The 20,735-nt window shown below is 33.6% G+C and carries 20 protein-coding genes; 6 read left to right on the forward strand and 14 right to left on the reverse strand.

All coding sequences use genetic code 11. The features are described 5' to 3' along the window. Positions 1-72: 72 nt before the first annotated feature. The 4 genes from PH4a_RS04855 to gntR all read right to left on the reverse strand — a co-directional run bounded on the left by PH4a_RS04855 (position 73) and on the right by gntR (position 4,425). Positions 73-1,011 (reverse strand): methyl-accepting chemotaxis protein, encoded by a 939-nt coding sequence (locus PH4a_RS04855; RefSeq protein ID WP_129038172.1) that lies wholly within the window; start codon positions 1,009-1,011, stop codon positions 73-75. Between the two features lie 151 nt (positions 1,012-1,162). Beyond that, the gene (gene gntU / locus PH4a_RS04860; RefSeq protein WP_064721208.1) at positions 1,163-2,500 is read right to left on the reverse strand and encodes a gluconate transporter; all 1,338 of its coding nucleotides are present in this window, start codon (positions 2,498-2,500) and stop codon (positions 1,163-1,165) included. Then, positions 2,497-3,048 carry a gluconokinase gene (gntK, locus tag PH4a_RS04865; protein ID WP_064721209.1) on the reverse strand — a complete coding sequence of 184 codons (552 nt, stop codon included), beginning with the start codon at positions 3,046-3,048 and terminating at the stop codon, positions 2,497-2,499. The genes gntU and gntK overlap by 4 nt, the downstream gene beginning before the upstream one ends. Positions 3,049-3,429: 381 nt before the next feature. Next, entirely contained in the window at positions 3,430-4,425 is a 996-nt protein-coding gene (gntR, locus tag PH4a_RS04870) for a gluconate operon transcriptional repressor GntR (RefSeq protein ID WP_129038174.1), read from the reverse strand. Between the two features lie 223 nt (positions 4,426-4,648). On the opposite strand from gntR, the gene PH4a_RS04875 reads away from it, so the two are divergent. The 6 genes from PH4a_RS04875 (at position 4,649) to PH4a_RS04900 (ending at position 11,350) form a co-directional block, all read left to right on the forward strand. After that, entirely contained in the window at positions 4,649-5,680 is a 1,032-nt protein-coding gene (locus PH4a_RS04875; RefSeq protein ID WP_129038176.1) for an iron ABC transporter substrate-binding protein, read from the forward strand. Further along, on the forward strand, positions 5,677-6,675 hold the full coding sequence (locus PH4a_RS04880) for a FecCD family ABC transporter permease (RefSeq protein WP_129038178.1): 999 nt from the start codon (positions 5,677-5,679) through the stop codon (positions 6,673-6,675). The genes PH4a_RS04875 and PH4a_RS04880 overlap by 4 nt, the downstream gene beginning before the upstream one ends. Further along, positions 6,672-7,445, forward strand: a complete 774-nt coding sequence (locus PH4a_RS04885) for an ABC transporter ATP-binding protein (RefSeq protein WP_129038180.1) — start codon at positions 6,672-6,674, stop codon at positions 7,443-7,445. Before PH4a_RS04880 ends, PH4a_RS04885 begins: the two co-directional genes overlap by 4 nt. 8 nt (positions 7,446-7,453) lie before the next feature. Beyond that, on the forward strand, positions 7,454-8,278 hold the full coding sequence (locus PH4a_RS04890) for a class I SAM-dependent methyltransferase (protein WP_129038182.1): 825 nt from the start codon (positions 7,454-7,456) through the stop codon (positions 8,276-8,278). Next, positions 8,275-9,123, forward strand: a complete 849-nt coding sequence (gene modD / locus PH4a_RS04895; RefSeq protein ID WP_129038184.1) for a ModD protein — start codon at positions 8,275-8,277, stop codon at positions 9,121-9,123. The genes PH4a_RS04890 and modD overlap by 4 nt, the downstream gene beginning before the upstream one ends. Before the next feature lie 274 nt (positions 9,124-9,397). Beyond that, positions 9,398-11,350 (forward strand): TonB-dependent receptor plug domain-containing protein, encoded by a 1,953-nt coding sequence (locus PH4a_RS04900; protein WP_129041806.1) that lies wholly within the window; start codon positions 9,398-9,400, stop codon positions 11,348-11,350. A 103-nt stretch (positions 11,351-11,453) separates the two neighbouring features. Here PH4a_RS04900 and PH4a_RS04905 read toward each other — a convergent pair whose 3' ends face one another. The 10 genes from PH4a_RS04905 to sctT all read right to left on the reverse strand — a co-directional run bounded on the left by PH4a_RS04905 (position 11,454) and on the right by sctT (position 20,733). Continuing rightward, positions 11,454-12,083 carry an IpaD/SipD/SspD family type III secretion system needle tip protein gene (locus tag PH4a_RS04905; protein ID WP_129038186.1) on the reverse strand — a complete coding sequence of 210 codons (630 nt, stop codon included), beginning with the start codon at positions 12,081-12,083 and terminating at the stop codon, positions 11,454-11,456. A 209-nt stretch (positions 12,084-12,292) separates the two neighbouring features. Next, positions 12,293-12,526: a hypothetical protein gene (locus PH4a_RS04910; RefSeq protein WP_129038189.1), complete on the reverse strand. Its 234-nt coding sequence runs from the start codon at positions 12,524-12,526 to the stop codon at positions 12,293-12,295. Positions 12,527-12,674: 148 nt separating this feature from the next. Continuing rightward, the gene (locus PH4a_RS18125; RefSeq protein ID WP_164971529.1) at positions 12,675-12,896 is read right to left on the reverse strand and encodes an IpaD/SipD/SspD family type III secretion system needle tip protein; all 222 of its coding nucleotides are present in this window, start codon (positions 12,894-12,896) and stop codon (positions 12,675-12,677) included. Positions 12,897-13,009: 113 nt separating this feature from the next. Next, complete coding sequence (locus PH4a_RS04920) at positions 13,010-13,735, reverse strand: hypothetical protein (protein ID WP_129038192.1); 726 nt, start codon at positions 13,733-13,735, stop codon at positions 13,010-13,012. Between the two features lie 147 nt (positions 13,736-13,882). After that, positions 13,883-15,112: an IpaD/SipD/SspD family type III secretion system needle tip protein gene (locus tag PH4a_RS18245; RefSeq protein ID WP_244212934.1), complete on the reverse strand. Its 1,230-nt coding sequence runs from the start codon at positions 15,110-15,112 to the stop codon at positions 13,883-13,885. 1 nt (position 15,113) lies between these two features. Then, complete coding sequence (locus PH4a_RS04930) at positions 15,114-15,959, reverse strand: type III secretion protein (RefSeq protein ID WP_164971530.1); 846 nt, start codon at positions 15,957-15,959, stop codon at positions 15,114-15,116. A gap of 21 nt (positions 15,960-15,980) precedes the next feature. Next, complete coding sequence (gene sctE / locus PH4a_RS04935; protein WP_129038196.1) at positions 15,981-18,248, reverse strand: type III secretion system translocon subunit SseC family protein; 2,268 nt, start codon at positions 18,246-18,248, stop codon at positions 15,981-15,983. Further along, positions 18,241-18,759, reverse strand: coding sequence for a type III secretion system translocator chaperone SicA (sicA, locus tag PH4a_RS04940; protein ID WP_129038198.1), 519 nt, complete (start codon positions 18,757-18,759; stop codon positions 18,241-18,243). Before sicA ends, sctE begins: the two co-directional genes overlap by 8 nt. Positions 18,760-18,902: 143 nt before the next feature. After that, on the reverse strand, positions 18,903-19,967 hold the full coding sequence (locus PH4a_RS04945; protein ID WP_129038200.1) for an EscU/YscU/HrcU family type III secretion system export apparatus switch protein: 1,065 nt from the start codon (positions 19,965-19,967) through the stop codon (positions 18,903-18,905). After that, on the reverse strand, positions 19,960-20,733 hold the full coding sequence (gene sctT / locus PH4a_RS04950) for a type III secretion system export apparatus subunit SctT (RefSeq protein WP_129038202.1): 774 nt from the start codon (positions 20,731-20,733) through the stop codon (positions 19,960-19,962). Before sctT ends, PH4a_RS04945 begins: the two co-directional genes overlap by 8 nt. Between the last annotated feature and the right edge of the window lie 2 nt (positions 20,734-20,735).

Genomic DNA, 20,735 nt, shown 5'->3' on the forward strand with positions numbered 1-20,735 from the left:
TGGCTTTTATGATGACTAAAAAGGAGCTTCTTGCTCCTTTTTTAATTTTAGTAACAAAAATCACTAAATTATTTAGTTATTGAAGGATCCCAGCAATACATCAACATATTTAATCACATTAACGCTGGCTTGTTCCATTTGCTCAATATAGTGTTTTACTGCATTTTCATCACCGATTAAATTTGCAGCTAATGCCTGACGTCCACATTGGTGCACTAATTTATGTGGTTCTTCTAAACGGCGAAAAGCTTCTGTGCCGGCAAATTTACGTCCATCACCTTGGTAATACCATTTTCCTAAGCGACATTCAGTATGTTGATTAACACAATTTTCATCATCATTATTGAGTAAATGAACATAAATCGCTTCTTTCCACAAAACATGATCAAGTTTAACGGTGTTAAAAAATTGCTGCATCGACATAAATTGGCAGATATGTTTAAGCTCACCTGCATGTTCTGCAAGCGCACTTAAGTTTTCATGCCCTTCAGTAACAATTTTTTTAACTTCTTGTAATTGTTGCTGATTTTTTAATGTATTTTCTTTTACCGGAATAAATCGAGAACTGACATTATTATTAATTGTCGCAATAGCCGAAGCTTGGCGCTGAATTTCTAACGACAGTTTTTTCATTTCTTGAGCTAATACTGAAAAACCCGCACCCTCTCTACCAATATGTCCCGCTTCAATGGCTGAATTAATAGATAAAATATTTGCCTGACTTGAAAGCCGGTCAATATTGCTTGCGCTGTCTTTGATTTTTTTTAACCAACTAGAGAAGTTTTCAATTTCTTCATTGCTATGGGTAAAATGCCCATCAATTTCATTTAAAAATGAAGCCAATGATTGAGCATTATCTAACATGTCATGAAATAGTTGCTCCATCTCATCTAATAATACAAGCCTATCATGGAGCTTTTGACTGGATGTCAAAATGGAATCTCTGATAAGAGTAATCGTATGAATATTACAATCAGTATGTTGAATAAACAGCGAATTATAATCGACCATAAAGTTATGATCTCCACCTTGTTCTCTAAGCAAATAAGCCTGTAGATTAATTAGCTGCTAATTATTTTCTGTCATAATTTATCGTTATTTATAGCAATGAAAAATGGCACATACATTGATGTGCCATTTCTAAAAAAGTGAATACTCTTTTTTATAAGAAGGCGAAGAAAACCATACCAATAATCGCCCCTGTCGTTCCTAAAATCGTTTCCATCAATGACCACGTTTTTAAGGTTTGTGATTCTGTCGCACCGGTAAATTTACCGTATAACCAGAAACCAGAATCGTTTACATGACTTAAAATAATAGAACCACCCGCGATACAAATAGAAAGTGCAGCCATTTGTGCACCGCTATAGCCTAGCTCGCCAATAACGGGTAAAACTAAGCCCACTGTTGTTAAACAAGCAACTGTCGCGGAGCCTTGAATCACTCGCACTGCGCCCGCTAATACAAAGCACGCTATTGCAATTGGCATTCCTGCACTAATTAATGAATTACCTAAAGCAGGGCCTACACCAGAATCGACCAATACTTGTTTAAAAACGCCCCCCGCACCGGTAACTAATAAGATAATACCCGCAGGTTGAATAGCAGCAGAGCAAATCTCCATCACCTTTTCTTTACTCATACCACGGCGAATCGCTAAGCCATAAATCGCAACTAAACAAGCCACTAAAATCGCGATAAAAGGATGACCAATAAATTCTAAGATATTGTATAAACGAGTACCTTGCTCAACAAAACGCGCGCCAATGGTTTTACATCCCACTAAAATTAAAGGGAAAAGAACCAAGGCAAGACTAAAACCAAAAGAAGGCATTTTGTTATGACCTAAACTTGGTTCTTCTAAATCTTTTGGTAATTCTAATGTAACGTAACGACTAATAAAGTTACCAAAAATAGGGCCTGCAAGTAACATACTTGGAATTGCTGCAGATAAACCGATTAAAATCATCCAACCGAAATCAGCACCCATCTGGTCAGCTAATAACATTGGTGTAGGGCCTGGTAATAAGAAAGCGGCCGCTGCTGCAACACCCGCAAAAAGAGGAATAGCCATTTTAACGACATTGCCGCCAGTTCGACGAGCAACAGCAAATACCACACCAATTAATAGCACCACTGCCACATCAAAAAATAAAGGTAACGCACAGATAAGACCCGCAATACCTAACGCATAGTTAGCGCGCTTTTCACCAAAGTATTTTAATAATCGAACTGCTATTTGGTCTAATGCACCGGTTTCGTGTAGCACCTTACCGAACATGGCCCCCAATGCGACCACGATAGAGAGAAACCCAAGTGTACCTCCCATCCCGTTTTGCATAGTTTGAGTGATTTTTTCTAACGGCATTCCTGAAAAGATACCGGCACCAATAGCAACAATCATTAAGGCGATAAAGGCATGTAAGCGTGCATACATAACAAAAAAGAGTAGCAGTAATACAGAACCAACCGCAGTTAATACAAGCGTTAAAGTGCTCATACTTTATTCTCCTCAGAAAGCGCCGTTACTGATTTAACGGTGTTGATTACTTGTTTGATAACCGCATCAAGAGGCGCTGAAATATCAATTTCATACACATCTTTTTCATCTTTCGTTGGTTCTTCTAATGTTTCAAACTGTGTCACTAGCATTTGAGGTTTAAAGAAGTGCCCTTTACGTGCTTTTAAGCGACTTTCGATCAGAGAATAATCACCTTTTAAATACAAAAAGTGTAAGCATTGGTTGCCGTCTCTTAGCAAATCGCGATACTGCTTTTTCAATGCAGAACAAACAATTAGTGAAACTTCATTAGTACGTTGCATCGCAAAGGCGGCATCGTTTAATGCTTTTAGCCAAGGTTTACGATCTTCATCATTTAGCGCATTACCTGACGCCATTTTGGTGATATTGGCACGAGGATGAAGAAAGTCTCCATCTAAAAATGCAGCGCCTGTATGTTGTGCAACACCACTTGCCACTGCAGATTTACCGCTGCCTGATACCCCCATTAAAATGAACACATGGTGTAGGGATTGGGTATCGCTCATATATTGCTCCTTAAGGCAGACATTGATGTCTTTTTCTTGTAATGTTACCCGTAACTGTTACGGGTAACATTACCTGAACAGTGAAGATAAAAACAACAGCGAAAGTAAACTAAGAAGTGAAAATGTGAAGTTACTCGCAAATGAATATCGAGTAATCAACAAAGTTACAACAAATTGCCTTATTACTGATAAATTTTTGCGACATTATCTCACGCCTGATAAAGAACAATATCTCATAAAACCGACAACTCGCTTATAAAGATAAAGAAAGCAAAATATGATTAAAAACTTATGACAATAAAAAACCCTATTATTTTTATATAATAATAGGGTTAAAAAAATTTCCTGATTTTTTTAATATAAATCAATCACCTAATAATACTATATACTTTCGCCTGTAATAATGCGAAAACCAACGTCAATAATTTGTCCACGAGTCATTTTGCCTTTCATTCGTTTAAGTAATAAATCAGCGGCTTGCTGACCCATTTCATCACGAGGCGTAAAAATACTGGCTAAACGTGGCGTCATTACTTGACCTACATCATGACCATGAAAACCAGATATCGCTATCTCATTAGGTACGGCAATACCTACACGCTGACATTCAAACACAGCCCCGATAGCAATATCATCATTGGTACAATAAAGCCCATCTAAATCAGGATATTGCTGACGTGCGGCGTGTAATAACTCAGCACCTAATGAATAAGAAGAACTTTTAGGTGTCATCACATTGCCTGTTGGTAGGTTGGCATTATGCATCGCTTTTTCATAGCCTTGCAAACGCATAATTGTACGCTCATCCTGCCTTGCTCCGAGGTAAATCACTCGCTTACAACCACGTTGGATCATCTCATTTACCATTTGGTAAGAGGCTTCAACGTTATCTAATCCCACCGCAGAATCAAAACACGGGGATACACTATCCATAATTTCAACAACAGGAATACCCGCTGTTTCTAGCATTTTTAAGGTTCTAGGTGTGTGATGACGTTCGGCAAGAATAAGCCCATCAATATTATAAGAGAGCAAAGAAAGCAGACGTTCTTCTTCTTTTTCAGCACGATAACCATAGTGCGCTAACATGGTTTGATAACCATATTTATCCGTTACCGACTCAATGCCTCGGATAACTTCAGCAAACACTTGGTTAGTCAGCGAAGGCAATAAAACACCTATCGCATGGCTAGTCGCGTTAGATAAAATATCGGGAGCACGATTAGGAATATAATTAAGGCTATCTAATTCACGAGCGATTTTTTCTCGTAAAGCTTCAGAGACCTGTTCTGGATTACGCAAAAAACGACTTACTGTCATTTTAGTGACACCAACTCGATCCGCAACATCCTGTAATGAGGGGCGTTTTTTCTTCATTTTATATCGTAGTTATCCGCAAACATCATCATTATTACTATGCGTTTTATTTTTCAATAAATCGATTATATCCCTACGTTATACACTATTTTGCATAAAGTTTATCGGCTGTGTAGTGAGATTTGATTTTGTCTGCCAATCCCTTGACTTAAACCAAGAGAAATATAGTATCTTTCGCTATATAATAGATGAAATAACGATATCAATATAACAGTGTAAAATTATGGCTATCAATCGACGATTATTTCTTACCTACCTCACAACTATCGCAACACTTTCAGCACTGCCTCACTCCGTAAGAGCGGCAATTACATCTCGTATCGCCGCACAGTTTGGACATATACCCGCACCTGATGCTATTCATCGGGTAATCAGCGCAGGTCCACCAACAGATCAACTATTACTGGCGTTAACGCCTGAAAAACTGTTGGGTTTTTCCTCGCTAAGTTTAGAAAAAAGCCCAATATTTGCTGAAGGATTACGTCAATTACCTCGCTTAGGCCGGCTTTCAGGGCGAGGAAGCACACTCTCTTTAGAAGCATTAATGAGCTTAGCTCCCGATATTATTCTTGATGTGGGAAATGTTGATGAAACCTACCGTTCATTAGCAAAACGCGTATCAGAGCAAACGGGTATCCCTTATGTTTTGATTGATGGCACACTAAAAGATAGCCCAGCACAATTAAGACAAACTGGAGCCTTGTTAGGGGTAAATGAAAAAGCAGAAACGCTGGCATTAATTGCTCAACAATATATTGATGATGCGTTGTTGTTTGCTTCACAGCAAAAAGAGAAACCTCGTTTTTATCTTGCTCGAGGAGCAAAAGGGCTACAAACAGGAGCCAGAGGTTCTATTCATACCGAAGCAATTGAAATGCTTGGTTTTGAAAATGTGGTAGATGTACCTGATTTTACGGGACTAACTGATATTTCACCCGAACAGCTATTAATGTGGGATCCCGAAATTATCATCACACAAGATGAAAATGCCTATCAGCAAATCACACAAGACTCAATATGGAAAAGCACCCAAGCCGTTAAAAACAAACATGTACTGCTATTTAAAGGGCTGCCTTTTGGCTGGTTAGATGGGCCCCCTGGTATTAATCGTCTATTAGGTATGCGTCGTTTGCAAAGTCATTTTGACCCTCGATTAGAAAAATCAGCCGCTAATGATTTACAAAACTATTTTGCTCATTTTTACCATACGCAATTAAATGCTGAGCAATGTCAGCAATTGCTGGGGTCTTCATGAGTCAATCGGCGCGCATCACGCTTTTGTTGGCGTTATTTTTTCTTACTGCGTTAATCGCTATTACGAGTGGTAAGTATTCACTTACCACTCATGAGCTGTGGACACTCATCAGCAACAAAATTTCAGGTAGTCTTGAGTATAGCCGTACTGAGACCGTTTTTTGGCAAATTAGACTTCCTCGTGTCTTAGCCGCCATATTAATTGGTGGTGGGCTAGCATTAGCGGGGGCGGCATATCAAGGGATGTTTCGTAATCCATTAGTTTCCCCTGATATTCTAGGTGTTTCATCCGGTGCGGGTGTTGGTGCGGTTTTAGGTATTTTTCTTGGTCAATCGATGCTCTCTATTCAGCTTTTCGCCTTTGCTGGCGGGCTTGCTACGGTTGCCCTCGTTTACTTTATTGCCAAATTAGCACGACAACACGATCCTGTTTTATCTCTGGTTTTAGTCGGAATTGCCATTAGCGCATTATGTGGCTCTGCCATTTCGTTAATGAAAATTCTCGCAGATCCTTATACTCAACTGCCTTCCATTACATTTTGGTTGCTAGGAGGACTTTCTGCGATTACGGCTTCTGATTTGTTCTCTGTCGCACCACTGATGTTGATAGGTTTTATTCCTCTAATTTTACTTCGTTGGAGAATGAACATACTCAGTTTATCCGATGAAGAAGCACGATCACTCGGATTAAATGTTGAAGTCACACGGCTTGTGTTTATTCTTTCAGCGACATTAATTACGGCAAGTGCTGTCTCTATTGCGGGAATTATTGGTTGGTTAGGATTAATCGTTCCCCATATTGCTAGATTGTTAGTGGGTGCCAACTTTAGTCAACAGTTGCCTGTTTCCTTGCTTGTAGGTGCAATAATGCTGTTAATCACTGACACCTTAGCCCGTACTATCGCCAATATTGAACTTCCTTTAGGCATTTTAACGTCAGCTATTGGTGCTCCATTCTTCTTGATGTTATTACTCAGAACAAGGAGAGATGGATGATTATTGCGAAAGCGGATCAACTCGCTATTGGTTATAAAAATAAAGCCTTAATAACAAATCTCTCATTTAGAATCAAACAAGGGCAAATTATCTGCCTATTAGGGGCAAATGGCTGTGGTAAAACGACATTAATGAGAACCTTGCTGGGCTTATTACCTACAATCAGTGGCACGATTACGATAGCGGATAAATCGCTAACAAAGTGGTCACCAACAGAGTTAGCCAAAGTCATTGCTTATGTGCCACAAGCTAGCCATATTCCCTTTGCTTTTAATGTAATCGATATGGTGATTATGGGGCGTGGTGCGCATTTATCTTTTTTTTCTATGCCTAATAAACAAGATAAAGCCATGGCGATGGAAACCTTAGAAATGCTTTCGCTTTCTCATCTCGCCAATAGAACCTTTGATACCCTAAGTGGCGGCGAAAAACAGATGGTATTAATTGCGCGAGCATTAGTGCAAAAACCGCAGCTACTGGTGATGGATGAACCAGCTGCGAGCTTAGATTTTGGTAATCAAATCAAGTTACTTACTCAAGTTAAAGCATTAAAACAGCTCGGGATTAGTGTATTTATGTCCACTCATCACCCACAACATGCGGCAATATTGGCTGATGATGTCATTTTGCTCACATCACATACTCACATTTTGCAAGATAGTCCTAATATTTTACTGACACCCGATAATTTAGCGCACCTTTATGGTGTAAAACCAACAGATATTCAGGCGCATTTTCACGCCTACTCAGATAATAAAAACAGAATATAGGCAAGAATATGAATACGATAGAAACAACAGATTTTGATGAACTATATAAAAACCATATGGTACAGGCAGAAAGAACCAAAAAAGAGCCTGAACATTGGGATAAACGTGCTGAAAAAATGGCAGAAACCTGCGCTAATCCTAACGATCCTTATTTAATTAAATTTCGTGAAATGATGGATTTTACCGGCGCTGAAACATTACTTGATGTCGGTTGCGGCCCCGGCTCTATAAGCATTCACGTTGCAGATAAATTCAAACAAATCATTGGTATTGATTACAGTACTGGGATGTTAACTGTTGCTAAGCGCAGAGCCGAACAAGCAGGCATTAATCACGCGCAATTTATCACTTGCTCATGGGAAGATAACTGGGATGAACTGCCTCGTTGTGATATTGCCGTTGCTTCTCGTTCTACGCTTGTAATGGATTTAAAAACCGCACTGATTAAGCTTAATCGCCAAGCCAAACTGCGTGTTTATACAACTCATACGGTTTCACCAACCTTTGTTGATCAACGTATTATTCGCTTGTTAGGCCGTGAAGTTCCTACTCTGCCCACCTACATTTATGCGGTTAATATGCTTAATCAAATGGGTATTCACCCTAGAGTTGATTACATTCGTAGTCGTAATTGTCAAAGTAATTTCAATACACTAGAGCAATTTATTGAAGGTATTAATTTCTCAGTAGGTCCATTAAGTGAAGATGAAATCGCCCGTTTACAAAAATATCACCACGAGAGTATTAAAAATGGTGTTTCACTGATTTCGCCAACCCGCGATTGGGCGATGGTCTCTTGGGATGTGGTACCTGAAAGTGAGTTATTATTATGATTTATTACCCTGATGCCTTTTTAGATAACCTATTGATGGAAGATATTCAATATGGTGATTTAACAAGCCGCGCGCTGAATATTCAAGACAAGCTGGGGATTATGACCTTTACACGCCGCGAAGCAGGCTGTATCAGCGGTATTGAACTTGCTCGTCGCTTACTTGAAAAACTAGGCTTAAACATAACAACTCATCTGCAAGACGGTAATTTTGCCGATCAAGGTGCTTTGCTAATTACCGCGGAAGGTCGTGCCGATGCGCTTCATCAAGGCTGGAAAGTGGTACAAAACGTATTAGAGTGGAGCTGTGGTGTTAGTGATTATATGGCGAAAATGTTAGCTATTTATCATCGCTATCAACCTAAAGGACAAATTGCTTGTACACGCAAAAATATCCCTAATACTAAATTGCTTGCGACACAAGCAGTGCTTGCAGGAGGTGGAATTATTCACCGCCAAGGCTGCTCAGAAACTATTTTACTGTTTGATAATCATCGTCATTTTTTAGTTGAACCCGATAATTGGGCGCTGCATGTTAAACAATTACGCCAAGCAGCCCCTGAAAAAAGCATTGTTGTAGAGGCCGATGATATTGAACAAGCAAGAGAAGCGTTAAAAGCTCAACCAGATATCTTACAGCTCGATAAGTTCTCTATTGAAGATATCGCACTACTTCAACAAGAAGCGCCTAGAACTGCCCCTCATTGCCATCTTTCATTGGCTGGCGGTATTAATCTTCATACGATAGAAAAATATGCACAAACAGGCATCACCTTAATGGTAACGTCTGCACCTTATTATGCTCCACCGGCAGATATTAAAGTTCGTCTGCGCCCAAAAGATTAAATAAAAATAGCAACTTACAAGTTAGTAAGTGTTTACGTATTTAGTCAATAATAAACAAAGGCAATGCGCGTTGTAAATACAGTGAAGTAAGCTACAAGGAGGCGGTAGTGTCGGCATAGAGGAAATCTCGCCGTACTTGAGTCACTTTCAACGCGATGAATTTGTTTGATAAGCAAACCGAGTACTTACAAGTTAGTAAGTGCTCATTTTATTTATTTTTACGCATATCGTTATATAAAAATTTATATATAGATTGTGAATTGAGATTGGAATGATGAAATTAAAACCTCTATGCTGCTGTTTATCTCTTGCCCTACTACCAAATATTACACTTGCTGATACTACTTATGGTCAATCAACGCCTGACTTACTCACGGTTTGGAGTAGCCCAATTGCAGCCAATCCAGATGTGCTAACGCAATCACAAATGCTGGAACAAAATAAAGTTAATGCGGCACAAGCCATTTCAACATTACCCGGCGTTGTGATGCAAAAATCAGGTAATCGCAATGAATACACCATTAAAGTACGTGGATTTGATAGCCGCCAAGTACCGGTATTCTTTGATGGTATTCCTACTTATGTACCTTATGACGGCAACTTAGATTTAGCGCGTTTTACCACAAATGATCTTGCCAGCATCGAAGTTAACAAAGGCTATACCTCATTACTGCAAGGCCCGAACTTAATGGGTGGCGCGATAAATATCACCACAGCAATACCGAAAAAACCATTAGAAGGTAGCATTGCTTATTCTCAAGGTTTTGCGCGTGGCGCTGATTACGCACACAATATGAGCGCACGTTTAGGCGTTCGTAACGAACTTGGCTTTATTCAAGTTAGCGGCAGTCAATTAAAACAACGCTTTACACCTATCCCGGGTGCTGATGAAAATAATGAGAACGCCGGAACACATGGCCGTCGTGCTAACTCAGCGACTGACGACAAACGCGGCATGATAAAAATAGGCTGGACTCCGCGCGCTTCTGATGAATATACCTTCACTTATATTAAACAAGATGGCGAAAAAAATAGCCCACCCAATACCAGCAGTAATGCGAAAGGCAAATATAAATATTGGGCATGGCCTGATTACAATAAAGAGAGTTTTTATTATAACGGGGTAACGCAAATTACAGATGGCATCAATCTGCAAAGTCGCGCCTATCACGATAAATTTGAAAATACTCTCTATATGTATCCTAAAAAAGGCAACTACGTTGACTATAGCCATTACGACGATTACAGCACGGGCGCAGCATTACAATTAGGCATTGATGCACGCGAAAATGACCTGCTCTCTTTTGCTGCGCACTGGAAAGATGACGTTCACCGCTCTCAAAAAGAAAAAGGTGGCGATTGGATGCGCTATAAAGACAGAACATGGTCACTTGCTTCTGAATATCAATGGGCTGTGACTAATGATTTAGATTTAGTCGGTGCAATTAGCTATGACTGGCGTGATAGTGTTGATACTGATAAAGGCGCTGACGATAACAAACAAACCGCATTTAACTGGGAGATGATGGCAAAATACACCTTAGTTAATAATGATGCGGTTCGTTTCTCTGTTTCTGATCGTAGCCGTTTACCTACACAAAAAGAGCGTTACACCACGGAAAAACCAAAAGATGGCTCAAAAGGAATTATCAATCCTGATTTAGATCCTGAACGCGCACTCTCTTTCGATTTAACCTATGAAGGACATATCAACGATAAATGGGGTTATCAAACAAGTGTTTATTATAATCGTGTAAGTGATGCGATTATGGCTCACACAGTTTATCGCAATGGCACGGCTTTTTTCCAAAATCAAAATAGCGGACGTATTGATTATGTTGGTTTAGATTTAGGTACAAAGGGGAATGTGGCTGATTGGTTAGAACTTGGCTTAAATTATAGCTATATCCATAGTGACCCTAAACAAATTGAACACATCGAAGGCTTACCAAAACACAAAGCTTATATGTGGGTTACTTTTATTCCCGTTGAACAAGTTCGCTTTACTATTATGGAAGAAGCACAAGGCTGGACTTATAACCGTATTGATGAAGATGACAAATTGGCAGGCTATGCAAAAACAGATCTTCGTTTAGATTATGATTTTGGTTATGGCATTTCTGCTAATGCATCAATCAATAACCTGTTCGACAAATCTTATGAATATACTCAAGGTTATATGGAAGATGGCCGTAATTACTGGTTAGGCGTTGAATATAAATTCTGATCATAATTTTGTGATTTAAATAAACGCGCTGCTATTTTATAAATAACAGCGCGTTTTTATCATTCATAATATAACTATCATTTTTTATTCCATTAATAAAAAATTAAAAACGTAAAAAACCTTTGGCCATTTCTAATAAAGCATTCATTGTACTACTGACGATTTTAACAAAGTTATCAAAATTACTATTAGTGGCACTGTATTTTTTAGATAATTCTTCTAGATTAGTATTTACTCTTTTTTCTAGTGCATCTAATGATTTTTTAAACAAGTCAAACTCTGCTTGCAATATATCAACTTTTTTATTTATTCTATTATCTAGATCTGCTATCATTTTATCTAAATCAGAAAAATCAATAGATACAATAATCTTCAAATATATATTTGGTGGAGTAGAAGCGTGATTATTATTTGATGTATTTAGACCTTTTACCCCAGTTAATAGCTCTATTATTGTATGTATTATTTCATTTGCAGCCGCATTACTTTCATATGTCATCTCGTTATTATTCAATATACGATTAAACTCACCATTATCCTTATGTGCAAAACTAGCTTCAAATTGATAAAAATATCCATCCAAATTTGGAGCATTAGCGCTTAATTTTTTCACGCTTTGAAGTTCATTATAAAATTTTTCAAAGTCTATATTAATATATCCATCTTTACCACCTGCTTTTTTATATTTACTTAGTGATGACATTGCATCTTTTAAAGTATTAACATATTTCATGTAGTTTGAAAAACATCTTTTAAAACATCAAGATAATCATTCTTCCCTGTAATGATTGAGTTTTTAACTTCGTTAAAAAAATCATGTAATGAATCCGATGAAGAAGTATTGTTAGCATCAATGTTTTGAATTAATGATATTTCTTTTGCTAACACTCTTGCATTATTATTACTCTTAGCATAAATAATTTCATTAATTATTTCACTCTCTTAAATTGAGTAATTATTTTTAATATCAATAGGAGCGTTAATATCAAAATTATTAATTTTATATTTTAATTGATCTTTAACTTTATACTCTTCTTCAATAAATGCAGCATAATCTGCTTCATTGCTACCTTCACCTATAATATAGTCACTTCCTTTGTTAAGCTTATTTCTATTTAATCTATCCTTCATTTTATTTACATTATCACTTAAATCATTATTGACTGGATTTAACATTATTAACCTCTTATATTGCGTACAATAAAGAAGCAACTCAAAGTATAAAAATAAAATTTATTCTAAGAATTGCATATTAAACACCAGCATAATTTGTATCTATTTTCTCAAAACTATAAAACTATAATTATAAATTATATATAAAAGACTAAAAACGTAAAAAACCTTTAGCCATTTCTAATAAGGTATTCATTGTGCTACTAACGATTTTAACAAAGTTATCAAAGTTACTATTTGCCGCACTGTATTTTTTAGAAAGTTCTTCTAGGTTTGTATTTATTTTTTTCTCAAATGCATCGATTGATTTTTTTATTAAATCAAATTCAGTTTGTAATATGTCTTTAGAGTCGTTAGCTATAGCATGTTGCAACTTTATTACATCTGAAAAGTCAGTTGTCAAACTAAAATAGATACGAGTATAAGGATCTTTTGATCTATCCTCTTTCTTAAATATTAACCCTTTAATTTCACTTAATGTTTTTTCTACTGCTTGTATATTTTGGTTAACAGCATCGTAATTTTCATAATAAATATTAACATCTTTAGAACCATCCTTAACTTTTCTGTTATATCCCCCTTACCATTACTTTCAAATGTTAAATGAAATTTCTTTATTGTTAAACCATCTGACATACTTTTTATTAGTTTATTTAAATCATTAAATAAATTGGTTGAATCAAATTTAATATATCCATCTTTACTTCCCGCTTTAACATGCTGGCTAAATGAAGATAATATAGTTCTTGCCTCATTGACATAATCCATATATTTAGAGAATATGTCTTTTAGTATATCTAATCCATCACACTTACCTACCACTATAGACTTTTTAACTTCATTAAAAAAATCATGTAATGAGTCAGATGATGAATTATTTTTATCATCTGTATTTTGAATTAATGATATTTCCTCCGTTAACACTCTTGAATTATTACTATTTTTCGCATAATTATTTTCATTAATTATTGCAACATTTTTAAGCGAATAATTTTTTTCAATATTAACAACAGAGTTTATATCAAAATTATTAACTTGATATCTTAACTGTTCTTTTACTTTATATTTTTCTTCATTAAACTGCCCTAACTCTAACTCATTATTTAATTCATTAAAAATACTTTCACTGTCTCTTTCAAGAATTTTTTTATTTAATCTACTTTTATTTTCATTTATATTATTATTTAAATTATTAATCGCTGGATTTAGCATTATTAACCTCTTATATGCGTGCAATAAAGAAGCGACTCAAAAGATAAAAATAAATTTATTCTTAAGAGTTGCATGTTAAGTACCAGCATAATTTATATCTATTTTCTCAAAACCATCAAAATATAATTATAAAATATATATAAAAAACTAAAAACGCAAAAATCCCTTAGCCATTTCTAATAAAGTATTCATTGTACTACTAACAATTTTAATAAAATTATCGAAGTTGCTATTTGCAGCACTGAATTTTTTAGAAAGTTCTTCTAGATTTGTATTGATTCTTTTTTCTAGTGTATCGAGTGATTTTTTAAAAAGATCAAATTCAGTTTGTAATATATTACGACATTTTGCTTCTTCCTTTTTTCGATCATTTTCTTTTATGACCACACTCATTTCTGCTTCAATATCAAAGCCAGGCCTAGTCAAACCAAATAAACTTGTATTATTATATATTAATTCTTCTCTTTTTTCTTTTAGTTCTGATTCTGATAATATCCCTTTAATTTCAGACACACTAGTATCGATACTATCTATAAATTTATTAAAATCAGACAAGTCAATATTAGCGATTAATTTAATATCAATATTTTCTTTTATTTCTTTATCAACTTTCGTTATTTGTATTCCTTTTAACTCTTTTAATACTTTTTCAATAGTCATTATCGCATCATGAACTTGATTTTTATTACGATAAGATAATTTATTTCCATTTATTTCTCTTGTATAAACACCATGATTCTCATGTTCAAAAATAAAGTGGGCGTAAAAAAAAGAGTTTTCCCCTGTCATATTTTCATATTTATTCTTAATTTCACTTAATTTCTCATGAAACAATTTAAAATTCACACTAATATACCCATCTTTACTAGCCGATTTGGTGTATTGAGTTAACGCAGATATTACATTTCTAAGATCATTTACATAATTCATATAGCTTGAAAAATTATTTTTTAAAACATCTAAGTAATCATTTTTTCCTGCAACAATAGTGCTTTTCACTTCACTAAAAAAATCACGTAATGAATGTGATACTGGCGGTGTATTATTATTTACTTTAAGTTCTACTTGTTGAATTGTTGATATATTTCTTATTAAACTGTCAACATTACTATTATTAACTGCATATTTCCCTTCATTAATTATTGACTCTTCTGCTATAGAAAAATATTTTTTTGAATAATCTGGAACTTTAGGAATATAATCTTTTATTTTTTCCTCTAATTTTTCTTTTACGATCTCAATTTCTTTATTAAACTCCTCCTTTAAATTTTCTTCATTCGCTATTTCACATGAGTAATTTATATCTTCTTTTATATTGTTATTTTTATTTATATTAACTTCATTATTATTTTTATAACAGCTAGTTGGGTTTACCATTTTATCCTCTTAAAGTTGCAGCGATAGAAGATGCAGCATCTTGATTAGCCCGAATAATAGCATCCATTGCTTGCACTAGTGCTTTAACAATGTCTAATGCTTCTCGTTGAATATCATTATTGTTATTAGCAACTTGTCCCATAGCATGAGTTCTTGCTTCTAGCACTTTAATATCACCCTCTATACGGTGTGCATCCATTTGAATTGATTGGTCAACTATTTTTGAAATAGGATCAGCTAATGATGTAAAAAATGTACCCTTAATCATCATGGAGTTTGTATTTGTATTTGCAACCGTTGACTTTCCTAACCCTTTTATAGAGGTAAAAGCACCTATACCATGAATAGCCATTGAAACCGCAGCACTTGAGATAGCAGCACCTAACATAAGATCTGCTTTTTTATACAGATCGTTTTTCATTTTGTCTGCTATATCTAAACTTATTTGCATAAATAAATTACCGAGTTCTCTTGAAGATTCGTATTTTTTTATCATATTTTTTAAATACTGAATCATCAATCCGATAATACTCATCATCTCATCAGATAAAAAATTAAAATTACTTGATGATATTGGATTATTTTTTTGTAAGTTCTTATCGTTCTGTAACTGTTCAATTAAAGATTGTACATTTTCTACTTCAGCTTCTGGTTTTTTTAATTCAGGTTTAACCTTATTAATTTTCTCTTCACTTACTTCTACATTTTTAATAGCATTAAAAAAACTATCCTCATTATTTTTAAGTATATTATCATTTATTTTTTTAGTTTCAACGTCCTCTTTTTCACTAACTAAATCTGCAATAGTATTTTTTTTTAAACTTATATTACTTATATTAGTTGCCATATTCATATTTCTCCAAAAATATCAAATAGAGATATTTTTTATAATATTTGATTTGGTTTTATTACTAATAGATGATTGTTCACTCATTGCATTCAACATTTCAGTAAGTGACTCAACTTGTTCATGATAACTCTCCATTAATCTATCCATTAATAGTTGAATAATTTTTAAAATCTCCTCAAGCTTTTTACTTTCGGCTACGGAACGAATAATTTTATCTGTTATTGTTGCAGTATATATATTCACTATATTTGCAGCACTGGCTGTCATTAATTTTGATACCGCTAAAGTTTTATGTACTAAATTTAAAGCTTCTCCAGCAATATTCTTAGATAAAAATTTATTAAATGTTTTTAGCATCTCTTCCATAGCTTCAATAATAATTTTCTTAATCATTTTTCCTAGCATTGCTTCAAGAAAATCATTTAATATTCTCTTTAAAGTTTCTTTAACTTGTTCAGTAAAGACTTTTTGCGCAACACTTGTTAATGCATTAGAAGCTGGACCTGCCACAAAACTTAATGCAACAGCACCAATAAGAAGAGCAACTCCGGTAATTATTTTAATTGCCATTTTTAATTTATTTTTCATAGCCTCTTTCATTTTTTCTATCATGTCAGTAGGCATACCAAAATCTTTTAAGATATTGAGGCTTGTGTTCAACATATCAACAATGAAATCGGCAATTTTATCTATCGCCTCACCTATAGCTTCTGAAATAGGCTTCATCGCTTCTTCCATAAAAGAACTGCCATGAATAGCCTGATAAATCTCATCTGCGACAGTTAAAGTCACACTTGCTACCATCATCACAACCGCAACACCAACCAGTGCTAACGAAGCTCCTGCAGTAAAAATAGCCGCAACACCAGCAACAAGCGTTAAAAGTCCTCCTAATATCTTTAATCCAATACCAGCCCAAAATTGAATTTCTTCTTGTTTTTTAATTTGGGCTTTTTGATCTTCAATTTTCTCTTTTAGTGTTCTTGTTGTAACATCTTGCATCTCATCAAATAATTTTTGCTCACTTTCAGAACGTTGCAGCATGACTTTCATTGTCAGTTCACGAACTTTAGCTAACAAAAAGGTTAATAAAGCCATCCCAGACAAAGAATCAGACATTATTTCTAGTTCAATCTTACTTTGTACACCAACAATATTACGATATTGCTCTTGTAAACTAATTAAACCATCGCTAATTGATTTATCCTGGTTTTTATTAATCAATGCTTTCAGTTCATTGTGATGGGAAGAGATTGAACTTAGCTTATCTTCACTCATCACTACATTTGGCATAAATTTAAAAGCATTATCTAAGAAACTAGAAATTTGACTATATAAATTATCTAGTTCAGATAAATCAAACTTACTAATATCACTAGGTAAATTCATAAATGAAAAGTTGCTTTTTAAAAAACTTTCCATTTCTGCACGACTATTAATTTTCTTACTAAGAAGATCTTTTAAAACTGAATTTTTAATATTTTTATTAGCTAAAAATGCGGCGAGATCACTCTCTGTTGTAATTTTTCTATCCTTTATCTCTTTATTGATTTCCATCCAATAATCAATAAAAGCATCTTTATATTTATTTACTTTATCTAAAGTAGGTTTATAATTTTCTCTTAATCCATCAACGCCTTTAGAAAGATCTTTTAATCTATTTAGATAATATTCATATTTATCTGTATTTTTAATTTTATCTAAAATATTTTGGTGTATAAGGTTTTGATAAGATAATTGAAGGTATAAGAAGTCGTAAGTTGAGTTTTCTTTCTGCGATGGCTCAGTAATTAACTTCGGGGTTGGACTATTTTCTATCTTATTAGATAATTTATTTTGCTTATTGGATAATATCGATTCATATTTTTTTTCTTCTAAATTAGAACTTAATAAATTATTATTTTCATCATCATAAAAATTTTTTCGAACCGTTAATAATTCATTTTTTTTATTTCTAGATAAAGAACCCTCTGTCATATTAGAACTTTTCAAGATAAAACCTCCTTGTTTATCTTGAACAGAAAAAGCGCCAATCTTATACTTAGAATCAGATTTTAAATCAATTTTTTCATTGCTTTTTTCTTGTTCCAAAGGTGCTCTTAATATAGGTGCATCATTATGTTTTTTTTCATCTGAAAGTTTATATGTTATATAATGAGAATTAACAGTTGCAGCGACTCTTTGAGACTCATTAATATTATTTTTTTTCATTTTCTCCACTTCATGACTAATCAAAGAGGAGAAAACTCCCTTTATATTATGGTCACTATTTATTTTCTCACTCATATTGTTCTTCCTTATTAGTTTCTTCAATAAGAATAAGTGGTATATCTTTTAATGACTCTAAATAAACTTTGGCTTTTTCTTTTATTGATTTATCATTTATTTTTTCAAAAACTTGATTAAAACAATATTTTGCTTTTTCTTTTTCACCTAAAGATAAATTACATTGTCCTGCATAAAAAACCGGTCGATAATCATTTTTAGCATTAAGATAAGCTAGTGCATAAAGGTCAACAGCAGCTTGGTATTGTTTTTTCAGTTGATTAACTGCAGCTAACCCCATGATATAATCAACATTATAAAAATCATAAAGACATAAAAATTTGAAAATAGCCTCAGCTTCATCCAGTTTTCCTTTCTGGTAGAAGTCATAAGCAAATGAATAAATTCCTTCCATAAATCCTTCTGGAATTAAGCTTTCGTCCTTAAGTGAAGTTCCATTTTGAACAATTGAAACAATGTAGCTTGCTAATTGGTCAAGTTCTTTTTCTGACATTTTTTCATATAATGACATTATGTTAATCCTTTCATCCAAGATGAATAATTAATGGTTAGATACTAAATAAGTTATTATTTAATTACTTTAATAAAACACACACCCATATTTATAAAAATAAACATGTTTTTTATCATTTAAATTCAAACTATAATTAATATTTAATTATTTTTTATATAATCCATTTCTTCTCTTAGCATACCTTCTATTTCTATCCTCTTAAGCCAAATTAAAATATCCATAACATCTAATAAATCGTTATCCATCATTACTTCAAATAAATGATATTTATGATAAATTTTTCTTGCTAGTTCAGGATAACGTACAACAGGTGTACCAATTTTCTTTGCATAAGCCTTAACAGCCAATGCTTGTGCATTTATACAACGTAATGAAACTAAAGGCATAATGCCATTATCTGGTTCGAAATAGATACCAATAGCAACATGCGTAGGATTGACAATTACAGCTGACGAATCACGAATAACTTGCTTCATTGGTTCATCAAGTAGTTCTTGATGTAGCTGTTTACGTGTTGATTTTATTTCTGGGTCACCTTCCATATTTTTATTTTCTTGTTTTACTTCATGCTTTTCCATCATCATATCTTTCATAAAAAGAAAAAAATCAGCAATAATATTTAAAATAATAATAGGTATAGATAAAACAAAGAAAACAAATATAAAATTAACAACAAGAGAACACCATTTATCAATAACCTGTTCTAAGCTAGAACGATATAATAAAAATACTTCATGCCCATGTAAAATAATAAATAAATAACAAGCAATAAAAAAAACAAGTATAAATAATAATGTTTTAAAAAAATCCTTTATCGTTCTAATATTAAATATTTTTTTAAACCCAGAAATAGGATTAATATGATTAAGATCAAATTTTATAGCTTCTGTCGCTAATTTAAATCGTGATGAAAACAATGAGGGAATTGTTCCTGATAAAATGGTAACAGCTAATATAGGTAAAACGATATCAAAGAATATTTTTACTATTATTTCTATATAACTTTTTAATGTAATATTTCTAGGATGTAGTAATAATGATTGATAGAATCGACTAAATTCATCTAAACTAACTTGATGAAATAGATACATAATGCCAATAATATAAACTAGACCTGAGGTTAGCTCTTTACTTTTAAAGCTTTGACCTTTTTTTGCTGAATCATCAAGCTTTTTCTGAGTTGGTTTTTCTGTTTTTTCAGCCATGATAAATACTCATGAAAATTTCATAAAAGTATCTATTATTAAAAAATTTAGATAATTCATTTGTCAGTGCAGAAGTAAAAAATAATAATAATGATGCAAATGCGATTATACCTTTTATACATAGTGATAATGAAAACGCATTCAATTGAGGGCAAAATAAAGAGTAAACACCTAATGCAACTTCACTTAAAAACATAATAACTAAAACAGGAGAAACTAAAATAATTGCAGTTTTTATCATATTATTTAACCAATTACCGATAAAAACATATCCTATTTTATTGTTAAAATATCCAATTGGAAAAACATCGTAACTATCTTTTAATGTATTCATTAATATTGGTAACCCACCTGTTGATAAAAAGTAAGCCATACAAAATAACCCTGTTAATGATGCAAATTCAGAAGATTCAATACCTGTGGTTGGATTTATAGTATCACCAATGCTTGCACCTCTTTGGTTATCAACAAATTCACCAAAAGCGGATGCTATCCAAAATGGTGTAGCAAGTAATAAGCCAATAAAAATACCAACAATTAATTCACTTATTAAAACAATACCCCATAAATTTCTTATAGATTCAACAATTAGAATGCTAGGTTTTATACCCATAGCTATATAAAAAACAACGATATATTTTAATAACTGGCTGTTAAGCACCCGACTATTTAAAAATGGTATAAACATAAAAGCGGGAATTAATCTCGCAGTAAGCAAAAAGAGATCAACTAAATAAAACTTTATATAATCAAATAATATTAACATAC

This window comes from Proteus hauseri, assembly GCF_004116975.1.
In the GTDB taxonomy this organism is placed as follows: Bacteria; Pseudomonadota; Gammaproteobacteria; order Enterobacterales; family Enterobacteriaceae; genus Proteus; species Proteus hauseri.